Annotated in this window: 7 protein-coding genes; all 7 read left to right on the forward strand. The window is 51.4% G+C overall.

Annotated elements, in window-relative coordinates; all coding sequences use genetic code 11:
• Positions 1-7 precede the first annotated feature (7 nt).
• Entirely contained in the window at positions 8-5,647 is a 5,640-nt protein-coding gene (locus tag ACTJIK_RS12435) for a PA14 domain-containing protein (RefSeq protein WP_440646678.1), read from the forward strand.
• Between the two features lie 20 nt (positions 5,648-5,667).
• The gene (locus ACTJIK_RS12440; RefSeq protein ID WP_440646679.1) at positions 5,668-6,153 is read left to right on the forward strand and encodes a hypothetical protein; all 486 of its coding nucleotides are present in this window, start codon (positions 5,668-5,670) and stop codon (positions 6,151-6,153) included.
• 141 nt (positions 6,154-6,294) lie between these two features.
• Complete coding sequence (locus tag ACTJIK_RS12445; protein WP_440646680.1) at positions 6,295-9,639, forward strand: hypothetical protein; 3,345 nt, start codon at positions 6,295-6,297, stop codon at positions 9,637-9,639.
• Between the two features lie 33 nt (positions 9,640-9,672).
• Positions 9,673-10,386, forward strand: coding sequence for a hypothetical protein (locus ACTJIK_RS12450; RefSeq protein ID WP_440646681.1), 714 nt, complete (start codon positions 9,673-9,675; stop codon positions 10,384-10,386).
• Between the two features lie 12 nt (positions 10,387-10,398).
• Positions 10,399-19,329 (forward strand): polymorphic toxin-type HINT domain-containing protein, encoded by an 8,931-nt coding sequence (locus tag ACTJIK_RS12455; RefSeq protein WP_440646682.1) that lies wholly within the window; start codon positions 10,399-10,401, stop codon positions 19,327-19,329.
• Entirely contained in the window at positions 19,319-19,903 is a 585-nt protein-coding gene (locus ACTJIK_RS12460) for a hypothetical protein (protein WP_440646683.1), read from the forward strand. The genes ACTJIK_RS12455 and ACTJIK_RS12460 overlap by 11 nt, the downstream gene beginning before the upstream one ends.
• Before the next feature lie 42 nt (positions 19,904-19,945).
• Entirely contained in the window at positions 19,946-21,262 is a 1,317-nt protein-coding gene (locus ACTJIK_RS12465; protein ID WP_440646684.1) for a hypothetical protein, read from the forward strand.
• The last annotated feature ends 11 nt before the right edge of the window (positions 21,263-21,273 follow it).

The raw sequence follows: 21,273 nt of genomic DNA on the forward strand, positions 1-21,273 counted from the left end.
ATATTGTATGATGATTCTAGCATTGGCTAACGGAAGAAAGAGGATTGCCTGGGGCATGCTTACCTTGCTATACCTGGAAACAGTAGTGCCTGCACATGCGGGTGCGCCTGCGCCGGGCAGGAGAAGGAAGGGAACGGTGGAAGCAGCGCGCACTGCCGGGTTTGCCGCCGCAGCCCGGCCCGCAACGCCGGCCGCAGTTGCAGGGAAGAAAGCAGTGTTCAACGGCGGGCCTACCCAACCTGAATCGCAGGCGTTCTCTTCCGTGAATAATGACAACATGGTAGACCTGTTCACAGGGGACTTCAGCTATAACATTCCATTGATAGACGTTGGCGGATACCCCCTGGCGCTGGGATACAACAGCGGCGTCAGTATGGACCAGGAAGCCAGCTGGTGCGGCCTGGGATGGAATATCAATCCCGGCTCCATTACACGGAACATGCGCGGCCTACCGGACGATTTCAACGGGCAGGATACCATCGCCAAAACAGCCTGGGTAAAAACGAACAAAACCATCGGCGTAACTACCGGCGCCGGAATTGAAATAGCAGGTTTTCCCAAGGGCGCCAGCGGCGGCGGAGGCGCGCAGGATAGCAGCAGTGTTAGTCTCAACCTGAGCGTGAACCTCGGCATATTCCATAACACCTACCGCGGCTGGGGGCTGGAAGCCGGCATTAACCCCAGCATCAATGCCGGCGGCGTGGCCGGCGGTTCGCTGAGCGGAGGGCTGGGCATTACGACCAATTCCCAGGAAGGGCTTACGCTTTCGCCCAGCCTTTCCTACGCCTGGTCAGAACAGGATGCCAGGGCAACCAGCGGCTTCGGGGGCAATGTGTCCATCGGCTCTTCTTATAACTCAAGATCGGGCATGAAAGCGCTGCAATTCTCAGGCGGCGTGCGCCAGTTCAAGTCCGCGGCCGAAGTCGCAAAAGATGTAAAAGCAATCCAGGACAGCAAGAAAGGAAGCCTGCAGATGCTGAACGCCGGGTCTACCAGCGTGTTCGGCAGCGGGTTGTCTTTTGCGTATCCCGGGTATACGCCAACCATCTCCATGCCGTTCACCAACAGCGTTTTTACTGCCATGGTGAAGGTGGGCGTTGAATACAAATCCATCGACCCCAACTTTTATATAGGCGGCTACGTTACCAAACAATACATTGCGGACGAAGATACCACGCGTTATCTGCCTGCATACGGATATCTTCATTACCAGGACGGCGCGAACAACCCCGCCGCCTTGATGGATTACAACCGTGAACGCGAGATCCCGTACCGCGAAAAGCCGGAGTTCCCCAATATCGCCGTACCGGTGTATACGCACGATGTGTTCACCATGTCCGGCGAAGGAACGGGCGGAACTTTCAGGGCGTACAGGAGCGATGTGGGCTATGTGTTCGACCACCAGATGCGCACAAAAGACAAATCCTTTACAGGCAACCTGGACCTTGGTTTTGGAGACCTCGTGCACGTAGGCGTGGATGTTTCCGTTACAAAAGCCTTCACTGAAACCTCCGCCTGGAAAAGCGCCAACCCGCTGGCTTCCGCCATCCCCTTCACCAGGTCTTCCGGTAAATATGAAGCTGCTTATTTCCGCAACCCGGGCGAAAAAACGATCAACACCCGTTCTTTTTATGATAATATCGGGGGCGATGACGTGGTATTTGCGAAGCTGAACCAGCCCAACAAAGTGCTTCCCTCCATCACATCCACCAACAAGCTCGTACGCTACCGCGGCGGGCAGGCCGCCGGCGAAGTGAGCATCCTGCCGGGCCAGGCTGTCAAAAAAACAAGGGACAAAAGAACGCAGGTGATATCGTACCTGACCGCGGAAGAAGCCAGCACCGCGGGCTTTCCCAAATACATCGAAAATTACGGGCTTAATAAGTTCGTTACCCGCAATTGCGATAACCAGTTTCCCGCCGATACCGAAGGGGAAGGGGTAGGTTGGTATGGAGAGTATTTCAAGGGAAACAATTTCAACGAATTTAAATTTAGCCAGGTAGATAAATCCTTCGATTTCAGGAACAAGCAGGAATATTTCCAACGGCAGGATAAGGACTATCATTACATGGGCAACAGCCACTCCACGGTAAGATGGACGGGACGCGTAAAGGCTCCGGTAACCGGCACATATAAAATTTCCATGTGGGCGGACGACGGGTGCCAGCTTGCGGTGAACAACCAATGGGTATTGCAGGCCTTTGGCGGTGAGAACGACGGCTCTGCGGAGCGGATCTGTTATCTCAACCTGGAAGCAGGAGAAGTGTATGATATCTGGCTGGAATATGTGAACAGGAACCCTGAGGACGCAGAGTTCAGGATGGTATGGAAATGCGGTGAAACGCAGCTGACCTGGAAGGACATGTACCTGATGCCGGCCACTGATACTTTTGAAGTAATAAAAGACACCCTTTACAAAGAAAAACGGGTAAACTCTTTCCGTAAGAAAAATCACATTTCCCAGATCGACGTGTTGAACACCGATGGCAGGAGATATGTTTACGGCATCCCCGTCTATAACCTGAAACAAAAAGAAGTGACCTTCGCCGCCAGAAAGGAGAACGGCGACCCGCTGGGCGATACCGTAAAGTATGCCCATGGCGTGGATAACACGGCCAAGCTGAACAGGAACGGGATAGATAACTACTACAGCAGCGAAATAACGCCTGCCTATGCGCATAGCTTCCTGCTCTCCGGCGTGCTTTCACCGGATTATGTGGATGCCACCGGCGACGGTATTTCAGACGACGACCAGGGAGACGCTATCAAGTTCAACTACACGAAAGTAGCCGGCATAAAGAATCCTTTCAAATGGAGAACACCCAATGGCTACGCCGCATCCTACAACCAGGGCCTGAGATCTGAGAACCGCGACGATAAAGGAAGTTATGTATACGGCGAAAAGGAGCTGTGGTATCTTAACTCCATTGAATCCAAGACCATGATCGCCATCTTTAAGCTGGAAGACCGTAACGACGTGTTTTCCGTAAAAGAGAACGGCGAACCGGAATTGAACCTGAGAGCCAAAAAATTAACGGAGATCAATCTCTATTCCAAAGCTGAATACCTGAAGCGCGGCAAAAATGCACGGCCGATCAAAACCGTTCACCTGGAATATGAAGATGCGCTGTGCCCTGACAATACCTATTCGGGCATACCCCGCGCCAAGCTGACATTAAAAAGCGTTTACTTCAGCTATAACGGCAACAAGAAAGGGAAGAAAAATGCCTACCGGTTCAACTACCATGCAAACAATCCTTCCTATAATGCCAATGCCTTCGACAGGTGGGGCAACTATAAAGACCCGATGAGCAACCCCGGTTCCGCTACCGGCAATGTGGTGACCAACGCGGATTATCCATATGCCCTGCAGGACAGCGCCACGGCAGCCTACAACGCAGCCGCCTGGGCGCTCGATTCCATCATACTTCCGTCAGGTGGCAGGATCAAGGTGAAATATGAAAGCGACGACTACGCTTTCGTACAAAATAAAAGAGCGGCGCAGATGTTCAGGGTGGCGGGCTTTTCCGCTTCGCAGCCAACCAGCAAGGCGGGGCTTACCAACCAGCTGTACGGCAGCCAGGACCACCTGTATGTGGCCGTGGACGTGCCTGTTGCCGTGGCTTCCAACCGGGACGTGTGGGAGAAATACCTGGAAGGGATAGATAAAATGCACTTCCGGCTGAATGTCAAAATGCCCGGCGATAAATGGGGGAGCGGATACGATTTCGTATCAGGTTATTCCAAGCTCGAAAAAGGGCAATACGGATACATTGATGCTAATACTATCTGGTTCAAAATGGTGCCTGTAGATAAAAAAGGCTTCGACAACGGCCCTTACAGCCCGATGGCAAAAACAGCGGTGCAGTTCCTGCGGCTCAACCTGCCATCCAAAGCATTCCGCGGCTCCGATGTGGGAGACGATATAGACCTGAAATCCGGCGTGCAAATGATCGCCGGGATGGCTGATAATATCGTAACTGCGTTCCGTTCCTTCGACGAATCCGCCCGCAGGCAGAACTGGGCGCAGGAGGTAGACCTTACCCGGGCTTACGTCCGGCTCAACACACCCGGATTCAAAAAGCTGGGCGGCGGCCACCGCGTTAAGCAGGTACTGATATACGACAACTGGAAAGCGATGACCGGCCAGAAAGAATCTATTTACGGAACGGAGTATACTTATACCACCACCCGCCGGGTGAATGGAAGGGACCTCACTATCAGCAGCGGCGTGGCGGCTTACGAGCCTATTATCGGCGGTGAGGAAAACCCCTGGAAGCTGCCCCTGGAATACCGGGAGCAGGTAGCTTCGCTGGCGCCTACCACGCTGGGATATATTGAAACGCCATTGGGCGAATCTTTCTTTCCCGCGCCGACGGTAGGCTACAGCAATGTGCGCGCCCGTTCAATAAAAACAGCCAAAACCCGCTCCGCCAACGGCTTTATCGAGACGGGCTTTTATACAGCCTACGATTTCCCCATGATCGTAGAGCATTCTTTGCTGGATAATAATACGAAGCTGCGCTACAATCCCTGGCTCACCAACCTGCTGCAGGTGAACGTGATGCGCCACCTGGTAGTCAGCCAGGGCTTTAAAGTGGAGCTGAACGATATGCACGGAAAGATGAGATACAGGAAAGTATATTCAGAAACCGACAGCGTCCCTATCGCCTCTACCACTTATCACTACCGGCTGGACAATGAGGTGGCTGAGTTCAAGCACCTGAACAATACGGCGCCCGCCATGGGGGCAAACGGGCTGATTGATACCCAGACCATGATCGGGAAAGACATGGAGCTGATGATGGATATGCGCCAGCAAATAAGCATCAGCCATGCCATCGACTTCAATGTGAACGGCGATATATTTTCATTCGGCATCCCGCCGATACTCGGTTATCCTTCCTTCTGGGCCTTCCCGCACCGGCAGGAAAATCTTTTCAGATCGGTGGCCGCCACCAAGGTGATCAACCGTCATGGCATTATGGACAGCATTGTGGTGACAGATAAAGGAAGCAGGGTAAGCACCCGCAATCTTCTGTTCGATGCGGAGACCGGCGACGCCATTCTTACCGCCACGCAAAACGAGCACGATGACCCCATCTATAATTTCACATATCCCGCCGGCTGGATCTACGACGGCATGAGCGGAGCATATAAAAACATCGGGACACTGATGCAAAATGCGGAGTTCAGGGAAGGCAGGCTCATTACCAGTCTCGGAACAGATTCCGTATCGGGCCTTTTTGCCTCCGGCGACGAAATACTTGTTTATTCGCAGAACAACATCAGCGCAAACGGCTGCGATCCGCTGGTGGCCACTTTCAGGAGCGCCAGCGTGATCTGGGCGGTAGATGCGAACGCCCTCAGCGGCGGCCCGGCCAACATATTTTTCCTGGATAAGAACGGGAAGCCTTTCTCCGGCAGTGGAGTGAACCTGAAGGTGATACGCTCAGGCAGGAAAAATATTTCAGCCAGCGCCGGTTCGGTCACCATGCTGGAAAACCCGCTTAAAAAGAACGCCTCCGGCGAATATTACCTGCAGATCGATCAGAACAGCAGGATCATCAACGCTCAAATGACGGAATTCAAACAGAACTGGCAGGTGGAAGACAGGAAAAGGGAAAAGATCATTTGCCTGTTTTAACACCATTAACTGATTGTAACATGAAAAGACATTTTTTACTGATATGGCTGCTGATGGCTTTGGGAACGGCAACCACCTGCGCGCAGGCCGTGGATACCGCTGCAGCGAAGATCGCAGGGCAATGGGAGGTAAAGGCGGTGATGGTGAAGGAAACACTGTATACCAGCCATGCGCATCTGAAAGAATATACCCTTACAGATAAAAGCGAGATAGAAAAACTGAAGGCAGGGCTTCCGATTGAAATAATATTCGGCGGCTACCGGTACCAGGCAACCCGGAGGGGCGGGATGGAAACGGGCGTATTCAGCTGGACGGGCGCAAACATGATCCTGCTGGCCAGAACGCAGCCAGATGCACAATGGAATTTCGTTTACGATTGGGAAATGCCTTCACCGGATACGCTCATTCTTAAAAGGCCTTTTTCAGTTTACAGGGATGCCGCTTCCGGCCAGCTGGTGAGAGCGGAATATACAAGTCATTACAGCAGAATGCCCAAAAATCAATAACCGATTGCAATGCGGACAATAACAGGAAAAACTCTTTTAACGGTAATAATGGCATTCGGCCTGCTGCTGGCTTTTATAAAGCCGGCGAGTGCCCAATGCGACTGGTCGGTTCAGGCGGTTGTTGATTCATCACGTTGTGCGGTGAGCGGTAAAATAACTGCGTCCCTTACCGGGCCGGACAAACAAAACGTGTCTAACCTGCTCTACCGGCTGAAACTCATCGGTGGAACGGAATACCCGGAGGTGAGCACGCCCGTGTTCGAGAACCTTGCTCCGGGAAACTATGAAGTGATGGCGAAAGGCATCTGCAACGGCGAGCTGGATTCCAGCACCGTACAGGTGACAGTGCCAGGCAATTATATAGGTTTCACTGCCAACGGCGCCAGGCTGAGGGATGCTTTCAGGAATTGTAACTCAGGCCAGGCGAAAATGTTCTTTTCCAATGGCAGGAAGCCTTACCGTGTGTCTGTTACCGCCGCGCCCGGAACATATACCGGCGGCACGACCTTTTACACCGAGGCATCGGAATTTATAGCAGGTAACCTTCCTGCGGGTAATTATACATTTGTGCTTTCCGACTCATGCGGCGCCGCTTCTTCCCAGCAGTTTGTCACCATCGGCGAGCTGCCGGTGCCTACGGTGAACAACACGGCGTTGGCGAACCTTATTATCCTCAACCCCGATTGTAATACGCTGAATATGCCCGCACCGCCATTGGGCCTGAACTCGCCCTTTATGCCATATGGCGTTCCCGGCTCAGGCTTTACGTTTGGCGTGGCGCTTCCCGGCAATGTACCTGCTGAATATAAAGATGTGTATTATACGAACAGGATATCGCTGGACCTCCCGGCAGGGCAGACCCTGAAAGACATTTACGGGCAAACCGTCAATTATTACCTCAAAGCTCCCTGCGGTGAAATAACCATATTACCTTACGTAATACCTGAGCGCACGCTTGGTTTTTCCGTGGTTAAGAATTGTAACATCAGTTTCGGGATCACGGCCTATTCCATGAACACCGTCTGCCTTCCCGTTATCATTAAGGGAAAGAACAGGGCCACCCTGCAGGAATATAGTGATACGGCGTATGATTATAATGACTGGAGCCTGCACGGGTTACCATATGGCAGCTACGATTTCACCTACACATCCGGAGACGGCGCAGTGTTGCGCTCCGCTACAAATTATACCGTGACGGCGGACGATCCGGCCACCAAATACACCGCGTCGTTTAACTCCATGTATGGAAGGAGCGGGATAGACGGAGCGGTGCAGTTCAGCATTGATATACACGGCGGCCAGGTTTTTTCCGCCAATACCGTCATTGAGCTGGTTGCGCCGGCTACACACCGTCTGAAACACACGATTTCATCGGATGGAGGAAACGGTTATAACTATTATATGAGCGACAACCGGAAGATGTTCACCCCCGGCGTCTATACATGGAAGATCACAGACTATTGCGGAACCTATTACGTGACCAAAGAAGTAAAGGAAACCGACGTATACCGTTTTGTGGTGGATGCTACGGAGAAAGACACCTGTAACGGGCGGATCGTAAGGCCCACTGGTACTGCAACCTACAACGGACAAACGCACCCGGTATATTTCAAGATCGTTGCAGGCCCGCCCGGTCAGATATGGAACCAGGCCATTGTACCGCTGGGTACGCCGCTGTTGCTGCCCGGCCCCGGCGATTACCGGATCGCCATTACCGCAAACCCGACTTATGTGGAAGATTTTTTCCAATTCTACGGACTCACAGCCAACGTTAAATTTATTACCTACAACCCTTCGCCCCTGGCTATCGATCCCAATCTTACCGCGGGATATATCTGCCCGCAGGGAGCGCCTAACAGCGGCAGCATCGTTGTGCGCGCTATCAATGGCATCCTGCCGCAGGGAGGCAGCTATCAGTACAAACTTGCCGCAGCAGGAAATGGCTTCGCCGGTCCGTACCTGGATTCCAATTATACAGGCAGGTTCAATTCCGGGCCGTCCTATTCACTGATGGTACACCAGAATTATGATGTGAAAGTGATAGACGGTTGCGGCGCCTCCATCGTGCAAACCGTACAGATACTGGATTACGCTACCGCCCAGCTGGCATTGCTTGATAAAGAAGCCTACTGTGTGGGAGACATTGCCAGGCTGAATGTGCTCCAGCTGCCCACCACCGCCATCAAATACCGGTGGACGTTCCCGGACGGATCCGTGGACACCTCAAAGCTGGTGACCATCCGCAATCTCGGGCCTTCGCACCGCGGCACCTATCACGTAGCCATCAGCGCGGACATTTGCCAGGATACCATCAAAAGCCAGGTAACGCTGGACCTTGCGGAATTTGAGCTGATCTGTTACAGCGCCGTGACCGATACCAGCGTGAACCCGTATACCGCCGGCCTGCTGGGCAACTGGCGGCCGTTCAAAGCATATGCTTACTATGGCGCCCGTAAAGAATCCGATCCGGAGCAGCAGACCAATACCCGGAAAGACGGTACCTACCAGGATTTCCTTACGTTCTGGCAAAAGCAGCAAAACGGCTGGAAGGCCAGCCAGGATACCACCCGCTGGGTATGGACCACCGAATCCACGCTCTTCAATAAAAAAGGATTTGAGCTGGAAAATAAAGACCCGCTCGGAAAATATAGCGCAGCCATTTACGGGTTCGAGAATGCGCTGCCGGTTGCGGTAGTGCAGAACAGCCGGTACCGCGAGGCCGCCTTCGAAGGGTTTGAGGATTACGACCTGAGCGCCAACACCTGCGAAACCGGCTGCATTACGGGAAGGCGCTTCGACTTCAGCGGGTACATGAGCATGATAGATTCTTCCCAGCGCCACAGCGGCCGGTATTCCGTACGCGTAGCCGCCGGAGACACCATGTTCACCAGCCACACCGTTTCAGACGCGGCCGGCACGGCTTCCCTGCCGGTATTCGTAACGGGTGCTTCGCAATGTACCACGCCGGGCCTGGTGTTAAAATCCATCAAAGCGGATTCGTCTGTATTGTTGCCCGCTTTCTCCCCGCTCGCCGGTAAAAAAGTGATCTTCAGCGCCTGGGTGAAAGAACAGGCGGATTGCAATTGTACTGCCTATACTTCCAACGTAGTGAAGCTGGTGGTAAAAAAAGGAGAAGAGACCTTCATCCATACAATCGCGCCTTCGGGCAACATCATTGAAGGATGGCAGCGCTATGAATATGCGGCAGACGTACCTGCAGGCAGCACACAGCTTTCCGTGCTCTTCATCGCCAACGGCACTTCCGATATCTATGTGGACGATATCAGGCTCCACCCTTACAACGCCAATATGAAATCCTACGCCTACGATCCGATGACCATGCGGATGATGGCCGAGCTGGATGAAAATAATTACGCCACTTTCTTTGAATACGACGACGACGGCGTATTGATCCGTGTGAAGAAGGAAACAGAAAGAGGCATTAAAACGATCAAAGAAACCAGAAGCGCACTCGTAAAGGAATAAATGATGTACAAGAAACCGGTAATAACCATTTTGATGATCTTTTTCGCCCAGGCCCTGAAGGCCCAGGCGATAGATACGGTCAGGCTGTTCAATGAAATAAAGCAGGTGCAGGCAATGTTCCACGATAAGGAGCTGGCGTTCGACATGCGGTATACCTATGCCGATGAAAGCAGGCCGCTTGCCATCCTGGATTCTGTGAAAGGAAAAATGGAGGTAACAAAAGCAGGCAACCGCTATGAACTGGCGAACGTGGTTTGCGTGAGCAACAGCCGGTATGTGATCGTCATGTTCCGCGACGACAAACTGATGTATCTCTCCAGGGCCTTTCCCATGGCGCCGGTTGATCCCTTCCAGCAGGTACGGGCCATGATCAGCCAGGGCAGCATACAGTCCTTCAGTACAGAGATAGTGCCCCATGGCAAAAGATTGCTGATGAGCTTCGGCGAGCAGGCGCCCTGCCGTAAGATAGAAATGGAAATGGACCTTGAAAAAGGACTGGTAAAATCCATCCGGTACACCGTCAGAACCGAAATGATCAGGGGAGGGCTGGGTGAACTGTCTGCCGGGGCCGCCAGCGCTTTTGGTGAATACGCCATAGTGGCCATGTATTTTGAAGGATACCGGAAACCCGGTGGCGATGTGGCACGGTTTGACGAGAAGAGTTTCTTTTACAGGGAAGGGGATGAATTAAAAACCACCCCTGCCTACAGCGATTATACAATTTTTAAAGCATCGACCAATTTATAGTCCCGATAACCTATGAAATTGTTCCCACAGAAATATCCCGGTATCCTGACCCTGTTGGTCTGCTTGCTGCTTGCAGCCTCTGAAGCCGGTGCGCAGAACAGGAAGAGCATTGTGCTGAAAAAGACGCTGGACGGCGCCGCAGGCCAGCTGGCCAAAGACTCCGTCCTGGAAGTGTCTGACAGCGCTTTTTATAACCCTGCCCTGGCCGGAAAGCTGGACACGCCTTACAAAGTAAGGAACATCATCACCTTCCGGATCAATGAATATTCCAGCAAATATATCCCTGGAAATTTCCAGGCTACCGCTTCCGTAAGGCTGTATTACTATGGCAGCGGCAGCGTGTACGATTCGGTAGACCAGGCGCTGGTTATCAACTACGATACCTCGCATCCATATACTATGCGAAGCAGCTTCGTATTCAGCAATGCCCACCGGGTAAGGGTGAAGGTGCTGGATGTGACCGTACCCGCCGGCATGCTGGAGCTGCTGCAGCTGGACAATGAAATGGAAGTGCAGCCGGTGTACATACTTTCCTGTACCGCCGACGCTGTAAAAACGATTGCCTGGCAGGCCCCCGCCGAAAGCAGTCCCGACGAGCTGCGTGTAAACTGGCCCGTAGTGCAGGGAGCCGATGGCTACGACCTCGAATGGACATACGTGGATTCGAGCACCCTCACGTCTGCGCGTTTCGGCCAGCCACTGAACCCCGCCCTGGTCTTTGACAATAACACCACCAGGGTAAGCCTGGCTGAAAATACTTACGCCATTCCCCTGATGTATGATGGGAAGGGAAAGCTGTTCTTCAGGGTGAGGGCGGTGCAGGTAAAGGAAAATGATCAGCGCGTGGAAACCGCATGGAGTTCGGCGTACCCTGGCGGTACAGGCGAATTCGGGTTTGGCGGGCACGAAACAGGTTTGAACTGGCAGTCCAATATCGTTTTTGCTGAAGACGGCAAAAGGAAAGTTGTTACCGAATACTTCGACGGCAGCCTGCGTGGCAGACAGACCGTCACAAAAGATAATACGACGGGAACTACCGTAGTAGCGGAGAGCTTCTATGACTACCAGGGCCGCCCGGCCATCCAGGTGCTTCCTGCCCCTACGCTGGACAAGATCATCAAATATACCCCCCGCTTCAACAGCGACATTAATGGAGCGGAATACGACAAAGATCATTACGACTACATTGCCGGTACCGAAGAATACCTCACAGGCAGCGCGGCTCCAATGGGCAAAAGCTCCGGCGCCAACCAGTATTATTCAGACAATAACCCGCTGAAATCTTCCGGTATCCACCAGTTCATTCCCGATGGTGAAGGCAGGGCATTTGCTGAAACAGAATATACGCAGGACAATACCGGCCGTATCTCCCGCCAGGGCGGTGTTGGCCCTGCCTTTAAGCTGGGCAGCAACCACGAAACGAAATATTATTACAACGTACCTACCCAGGAAGATCTTGACGCGATCTTCGGTACGGAAGCAGGCCTCGCTTATCATTATTCCAAGAACACAACGATAGACCCCAATGGCCAGGCTGCCGTAAGCTACCTGGATATGCGCGGCCGCACCGTTGCCACCGCCCTGCTCGCATCGCCCCAGAGCGCGGTGCTGGACGATCTGCCTTCCAAAGAAGTATTGATTGTAACAGATTCGCTGTCCGGCGCAGGCAAGAATATCCTGCGTGAAAACGTTATGGAAAGCCGCCATTCGCAAACCGTTGGTGTGGCTGGTATGTACTATTTCAAATACCAGCTGGTGCCGCCGGTGTTCAGCAAAAAGGATTGCAACAACAACACGGTTTGTTACAGCGGCATTTACGATCTCCGTATCAGGATCACAGATAACGTGAACAACCTGCACCTTGGCGGCAGGCCGTTCGATACGATCATCCGTAATTTCCACCCGGACAGCCTGCTGGTGGATTGTTCCGCGCCGCGCCCGATCAATGTGGACTTTTCCATTTACCTCGAAAGAGGCAGCTACGAGATCAGCAAAACCCTTACCATCAACCAGGAAGCGCTGGCATATTACAGGGACAGTATATTCCTGATGACCAACGTATGCACCACGCTGGAAGAAATGGTGGAGGCAGAAAAAGTGATCCAGCGAAATGCCGCCTGCCTGCCTGATTGCCAGACCTGTCTTGACGGTATCGGCGACTGGAATACCTACCGCACACGGTATATGAATGAATCGGGCATCCCTGTGGCGGATACTGCCGCTTACAGAACAGAAGCGCTGGCCGCATACAACAGCGCCATCTCAGCCTGCGACGATCTGTGCGACAAAACGAATATCATTGATAAAATACGGCAGTTCATGCTGCTGGATATGACCCCGCCGTCCGGCCAGTACGCAAGCCTGGAGAACAAAGATAAACGGTATTCTATTTTTTACAGGGATGTGCCCGGCGCTACCCCGGTTTATCAGCGGACGGATATACTGTACACCAACGAAACCGGCCGGCGCGATACAGTCACAGATCCGCTGAGCGGCACGAGGATGATCCCGCAGCAACTGTCTCCCGAATCTTATATCAGCACTTTCAAACCATCGTGGGCAGAAAGCCTCCTGCGTTTCCATCCCGAATATTGCAGGCTGGTGGAATATGAAAAATTCAGGCAGGGCATTGAGTGGGAAAAGAAATTTGAAGCAACGGATACTTACCAGGAAGCAAAGGCGCTCGGTTTCCTGAACCCGACCAACCTGGACAGCATCCCCTTCCCGCATGGCGGCGATCCCCTGGCCGTTACACTGGCATACCGCAATTCCCTCAACGATTCGCTGAACCGCCCCTGGGCCAGGTATTCTGCCTGGAGCACAGCCGGCGCGCTCGTAAAATGCGATGCAAAAGATAACCAGTGCCTTTATGATAACCGCAGGCCGCAGTTCGCCTTCGACAGCACTGCCATGTGCCCGGCAGACCTGGATATGGCCTGGAGGCATTTCAGGGGTATGTACCTCAACGCCAGGAAAAATATTATCGGCAAGGTAGTCAACGACGTAAGCTGCACATCCTCTGCTGCAGACCTTTCACTGATGGGCTACGAGCCGCGCATTCAAAGCCCGGGTTACTTAATGGCGCAGTCCGGCGTGGGCGGCATCACTGGCGGCAACCTGTCTGAAGCCGCACTGAAACAGATGGCGGACGAACGCGAGCAGCAGATGTATAACGATAACTGCGATGCGTGGATAGCCGCATGGGTACAGCAGCTGGCTCCCTGCAATTATCCCGTTGCCGATCTGAACAACATCATCATTCCCCGCCTCAAAGAAGTTTGCCGCCAGGGTGCGGACCGCGACCATCCCCGCGGATCCGGTACGGTGAAGCCTTCTTCCACCTACCGTTACAGGAGCTTTGAAGACGTGATCAATGAATATAACGCCCAGCACAACATCGCCAATTCCCTCCAATGCAATCCGCAGCTGATCACGATGCCGCTTGCATATGGCAAGCAGCCCCCGGGTGGCGACAAGCTCAGCTATAACCGGCCCGATGATTGCGAATGCCGCACGTTGCAGGGCCTGAACCTGGAGTACGGCAAGATGGGAACAGCCGCGGACACTACGCTGGCCGCTTACCTGAACCGTACGCGCAAGATCAATGTATCGCAGGCCAATCTCAATATATTGCTGGATGCGTGCTCGCCCGGCGGTATGGCGGACTGCCATTACCTGCCCGTGCCTGTTACCATTCCCGTGCTCATCCAGTGCCGCACGGCGCCGCCTTGCGTAAGCTGCGATGAAGTGAAGCTGGCATACGATCAATACCTGGAAGCATATCCCTTGATGGAGCCGGATTATACCCTGCTGGATTCGCTCCAGCTGGCAAAGAACGAACTGTTCACCCGGTATATGAACAACCGCTTCGGGTATGGTAAACAAGGCTGGGAATATATCGGTTTCATGGACAGCTGCGATGTGCCCCGGCCGATTCACAGCGATATGGTGTGCATCCCCGGCGATCCGGCTTCAAAAAGGCTGGTGAGCGCTTATACCAACGGCGGCAATAATGTGATCAACGACATCCAGCGCACTGCGGATAACGGTTATATTCTTGCCGGTTCCACCACGGGTATAGGCAGCGGCGGAAAAGACGGTTATCTCATTAAAACAGACAGTCTCGGCAATTTCATCTGGGCCAAAACTTTCGGCGCCGAGATGGACGACGAGTTTACCAGGCTCAGAACCACTGCAGACAGCGGGTTCATTATCACCGGCAGCACTTATTCCTATTGTTACGACAGGGGAGCGGCGATGGTGCTCAAGCTCGATTCCGTCGGCAACGTGCAATGGAACCGGGTAGTAGATTTCGGTGAAACCCATGGCGGCCGTGGAACGGACATCCTCCCGCTGCAGAACGGGCATTTCGCCTTTGCCGGCCTTCGCAGCGCAACAGGCGTTAGTACAGACTGGGTGGCCGGTGTATTCACTGCGGAAGGAGAACTGAAATGGATGACCCAGACCGGCTCCGCGGCGCCGAGGCAGTCCCTCAGCATCCTTGAGAACGGGGACACGCTGGTAGCGGCATCGTCCATCATGGAAGGCGCCGATTATGATGCCGTGCTGATGAAGCTGAATAAAAACACCGGCTTAGTGCTGGACGTTTCGCAATACGACCTCGAAGGGAAAGATAATATCGCGGGTAACCTGCTTAAAACCGCGGCAGGGTATAAAATGGTCATGGTGAATATTGCCGGCGCCGGTGGCTCCAATGGCAACGGCGTACTGATGGACCTGACCGGCGGCGGCGCCATCACGAACATCACCAAGCTGGAGAGCCCGGGCAGCCTGGACGTCCGGTCCTTCACCATCAGCCCCGCACTGGACGGCGGTTATTATGCCGCACAGTCCAGCCAGGACGTTTACTGGCACAAACTGCGCACGGATAATTCCGTGCAATGGACCAAAAGATCGAGGAACGGCGGAACGGACCGCCTGCGCCGCATCCTGCAGGATCCTGACGGTACACTGGCGGGCGCTGGTGAATACAACGACCAGTCTGCCCTGCTGATGCTAGCCGGCGCCGACGGCCGCTCCGGTTGCAGCGACACTGCTGTCGTTCTCAATTCGTCTGATATCACCGCTTCGGGCATCCGCAGAACAGCGGCCGCCCAGCAGATCGTGTCGCTTTCCAGCAAACAGGTAAGCATGGTGAACATAGTGGAGACCTTCCTTACCCCGCTGAACCGCCTGGTGATGAACTGCCCTGGCCTGGATACCTGCTACGAAGTGAACGACCGCATCATGCTCTGCGGCAACGCGGCGCCTGTTTTCTTCCCCGTGGAGCTGGAGAATGTGACGAACTGTACAGACAGCACTTATTTCGCGGTAAGCGCGGGCTCCGTGAAGTACAACTATTACGTGGATTCCGTAACGAACGATTTTGTATCCGGATATATCAGGAAAGCGCTGGAGGCGGAGAGCCTGGAGCGTTTCGCAGTCACCTATACTTCCAGCGAATATCATTACACGCTCTATTATTACGACCAGGCAGGCAACCTCGTGAAAACTGTTCCGCCTGCCGGCGTAGTGAAGAGAAGGGAACGCAGCTGGCTGGATAGTGTGGCGGTAGCAAGGCAGGCCGGCGAGCGGCTGGCGCCGCCGCATGGGATGGCGACGCAGTATAGATATAATACCTTGGACCAGATAGTGGGGCAGAAAACGCCGGATGCCGGGATTTCGCACTTCTGGTATGACAGGTTAGGGAGGATGGCGGCGTCGCAAAATGCACAACAGGTGTTAGCGAATAAGTATAGTTATATTTTGTACGACCCGATGGGGCGTATTACTGAAGTTGGGGAGCTGACCAGTGGTAATCCCATGACGGATGTTATCTCCATGAGTACTGGTGACCTTGGCGCTTGGCTGACGAATGCGGCTGGCAGCAGGACACAGATAAGTAAGACGGTTTATGATCTGCCCCATACGCCGTTTGCGGGGCTAGCTTTGGATGCGGAGAATTTGAGGAACCGGGTTTCGTGGGCTGCCATGTACGAAAATGCATCAGACCTGGCAGCAGGAGACAGGGCTTCGGGATCGTTTTACAGTTATGATATATTGGGAAATGTGAAGACATTGGTGCAGGATTATAATTCGAGGACGACTTCGGATATATCTAACAGGTTTAAGAAGATTACTTATGAGTATGATTTAGCAAGCGGTAAAGTAAACCAGGTAAATTACCAGCCTGGGCAGGCGGATGCATATTATCATCGGTATAGTTATAACGCGGATAATCGTATCGTAAATGTGGGAACCAGCCGTGATAGTGTGTATTGGGAGAATGATGCGTACTATCAATATTACAGGCATGGCCCTCTGGCCAGAACCATCATCGGGCAGCAACAGGTGCAGGGAATAGACTTCGCTTATACCCTGCAGGGCTGGCTGAAAGGCGTGAATGCGACTTCTCTTACACCGGTATTTGATATGGGAGGCGACGGGAATACAGCCGGTGTCACCGCCAGGGATGCGATGGGATTTGCCCTGAATTATTTCGGGGAAGATGAATATAAGCCCGTTAATTCACAAAAACATCCTTTCGCTCGGCCTGAAGGGACTTTCCAACCATTGTACAACGGGAATATCAGCTCGATGAGCGTTAATATTCCTAAGTTGAGCGAGCCATTGCTGTACAAATACGGATATGATGTGCTTAACCGCATTACGAGGTATGATGTGGCGAAAAACCTGGACGCTTCTACTAATAACTGGAGCCCAATTTCTGTTTCTGACTTTGAGGAACGTGTTTCTTATGACCCGAATGGCAATATCCTTAGCTATAAGCGGAACGGTAATGTGACCTGGGCTGGTAAGCCATTGGGTATGGATAGCCTTCAGTATCATTATCTTGCCGGCTCCAACCAGCTCGGTTATATAACCGATTCTATTCCGGGTAATGCCTACACGGAAGATATTGACAACCAGCAAAGCGGTAACTATACGTATGATAAGAATGGTAACCTGGTTTCCGACCAGCAGGAGGGTCTGAGTGTGGAATGGACTGTCTATGGTAAGATCAGCAAGATCGCTAAACCAGGCGGTGTTGTAATTACATATAAATATGACCAGGCCGGAAACCGCATCGGCAAACTGGTAGGAAACGCGGAAACCCGTTACGTCCGTGATGCTGCGGGAAATGTAATGAGCTTGTATGTAGAGGATGATAGTAATTACAATAGTGGAAAGCTGACTCAGCGTGAAATTCACTTATATGGCGACAGTAGAATCGGCTTGCAGGAACAAAATTTGGATGTAGAGTCAGGAAATAACGGGAACCCTATAATATTACCTTCGATAGGAGTAGGAGATAAAACCAATTATAATAGGAGGAATAAGATATTTGAATTGAGTAACCATTTAGGAAATGTGCTGGCAACAATTCGGGATAGTAAAAAAGGGGTTGATGATGGTAGTGGCGAAGTTAATTATTACCTCGCGGAGGTGCTTTCGGCGCAGGATTATTATCCTTTTGGAATGCAGATGGTGGGAAGGAGTTTTGCTTCAGAAGCTTATCGTTATGGGTTTAATGGGAAGGAAAATGATAACGAGGTAAAAGGTGAGGGGAATCAGCAGGATTACGGAATGAGGATTTATGATCCGAGGATTGGCAAGTTCTTGTCTATTGATCCATTAACAGCGAAATATTCTTATTACACTCCTTATCAATTTGCTGGGAATACGCCAACAAATGCGATTGATTTAGATGGAGCCGAGCCCTATGGTAACCTTGGAGACACGAGGCGCTATACCAAAGTAATACCTGTGGATGGAAATGGGGAATTAATTTATCTGGACAATAGAACCTGGATATTTGCCCAGCCTTATATTATCAATAGTGGTATAATGAAAGGGCTTGAATCGAAGCGGTTTTATTGGTGGAGGGGGGATCATTGGGAACCATTTAGACAGGGACATGCATTGTATGATTTAAGTGATGGAATGGCTAAAACAGCTAATGTTATTGCACTTGGAGCTGGTCTCGCGCCGGCGGCGCCTCTTATAGGTGCGGGAGTTTCTAAGTTGGGTTGGTTTGCGATCACCAATCCTGTACTTTTTGGTGAAGCCGGAGCTTTTATTGCAGGAATTCTGAATCCCGGACCGGAAGATGTTAGCCCTAATAGTAGTTCTGATGAACTTGGTAAGTTTTTCGGGAAAGGCTTCCAGCCAATGAAAAAAGTGATTGGAGGCGTTTGTTTTGTCGAAGGTACATTGATATTGACAAATAAAGGGTTAAAGCAGATTCAAGCAGTTCAGGTTGGAGATTCCGTTTTAGCTTTTGATATTGTTTCTCACACAGTGAAATATCAACCAGTACTTGTCTCGATGAAAAAGACGACGACAAAATTGCAAGGAATAGAAATTGAAGCGGATACGATATGGGGAACCGAAGAGCATCCTTTTTGGTTAAGAGATAAATGGGTTCCATTAAAGGACATTTTACCGGGTGATAGTGTTACCCGATTTAATGGACATAAAACAGTTGTATTAAATAAATTTTTCAAAAAAGATACCTCGGCGATAGTTTATAATTTAAATGTAGCGGACTATCATACCTATTTTGTTTCAGAAAGTGGCATTCTGGTTCATAACGATTGTATGCGATTGCCACGCATTATCTCCTTTGGTAACAAGAATACGATTGGGCATCTAATTAAACATGCAAAATATCTAGGTGTTGAGGGCACAGCTCAAGAGTTACAAAAGCCTGCAAATATTCAAAGGTTAAAAGATGCGGCCACCGCATTTGTAAAGAATGCGGACGAGATTAGGTCAGGGAAATGGGATGACACATTTCCCGATGCGCTTTTTTATCGAAAAGGAGATAATATTGTGGTAACTGATAAAGCGACAGGGAATTACATCACAGCAGCTGATAATGCTGGCGGAAATAAGAAATTTAGTTCAGCAACCGTAATTGAGAAAACTAATGAAAATTAATAAAAACGTTACGAGCCTTGGTAACTCCATACAGTTGCTTAAAATGATTGTAGGGAAAACCGTATCCGGAATTTACGTGGTGATGTGGCCGCCCTTAGGAGAAGATAATCCAAGGAATATAATTTTGGCCTTGATTTTAGAGTTGGAAACGGGAGAATGTCTTCTGATTGATACGGACGACAACCAATATTCTATTTTGGTTAAAGAAATTAGTAAAGAAACCCATGATTATGTTCTTTCGGAAATCGAAGGGAGAATTTCTTTTTGGATGCATCATTCTGATACTAATCTGCCCATTCTCAAAAACGAGGTTTTTCTCGTAAACGCTAACTCTACATTAGGCGATAAAATTGGCAGGGAAATCAAAAGTATCATTCTGCTTAATATTGGAGAGGAAGATTTAAATCCTTATGGCGTGAAAATCATATTTGAAAACGACAGTTACATATTTTCATTTTCCAGTACTTATGGGAATAGTATTCAATCGGAAAGGTTTATGAATTTTTTAAACCCATTAAAAGTAAATGAACATTTAGGAAATTGCTTAGAGCTAGATGTTAATCTGATTAACTAAAATCCTGAACTAAGCTTAATAAAAAAGGCAACGACTCGAAGAATGAAACGTATCCTATCCCTGATACTTATGATATGCGGACTCGCCTCCGCCGCCTATGCCCAGGACCGCCTCGTTACCCACCGCTTCATACGCGACAAGGTAACGGAAGGATACTTCCAGCAAAAGACCGGAACGACTATTCCGCTGGACGATTATTGCATCAACGCCACCGAAGCCAAAACATGGCTGCACCTGGTGGAGAACATGCTGCCGGCGGAACCTGGCCGTATGCCCTGGTGGAGCGAGCTGGTGCCTATCCCTAAAGTATTGCCCTGCAACGAATACTACGACCCCGCCTGCCAGGCAGACTACGAATCCTACGGCGCATGCGGCAGCTGGCTTTACCAGCCCGGGTTCAACGTGTATTTTAATTCATTCAACCGGCAGCGGCTCGGCGGCACCACCAATCCTTTATGGAATCCGTCGGCGGCGTTGGGCGCCGAATATTGCGCCACCCCGCCGGTTACCCAGCAGTCTGCCATGGCCTTGCGGAGCGTGGTGAAAAGCAATTTGGATTCCGCTCTCAAAATGCAGCCGTTTCCCGTTCCGGCAAGCTCGCCGGATAGTGCGGGTATTCCTGCTTCCTCCGCATCCACATTTGCTGCAACTGAATCTGTATGGAGCGGGGCGTTGAACAGGTGCGGCGTATGGCAATGCAACAATACGGTGGGCACCAGTGTATGGATGTCCATAAGCGGGAGTTTCACGGCCCCGGTTGCCAAAACTTACTACATCGGCGTGGGCGCGGATAATTTATTCGAGCTGTATATCGACGGGTTGTTGATCGCAGCCATGAATAACCCGGACAACGTCCAGGAAGACGCATTTTTATTGTGGCATATCCTTCCCGTTACACTTACCGCGGGATCGCATACCATCGAGCTGAGAGCCCGGAATACGCAAACCGGCCCGGCTTCACTGGGTTGTGAAGTGTATAACAATACACCCTCCGAATTGGGGAATGCCGCCAGTGAAGATGATCTGAAGCTGTTGTTCACTTCCCAAAGTTACCGGGGTGGCTCCATTTGCCGGACCCCGGTTAAGATCATCCTCAGCAATTATACCAGCGACGGAAACATGTCCGCCGAATACGGCGGCATATCCTATCAGATGCCTGCGCATGAAATTGTGGAGCTGGAGTACGCACCCGGGAATTATTTCACATTGCATACTGCAACTGCTTTTTTTGAGCTGTACGTAAACGTCTATGTGGATGGAGCATGGTATTCAAGTTATTTGGTGAATGGTACAAGCTCCACTCACATCCCGATTCCGACGAACGTCAATTCGGGAATAACGATCGAAGTATCCAATTAAGGACCGGCAAG

Origin of the sequence: Chitinophaga sp. 22620 (assembly GCF_052044405.1) — a bacterium.
GTDB lineage: Bacteria > Bacteroidota > Bacteroidia > Chitinophagales > Chitinophagaceae > Chitinophaga.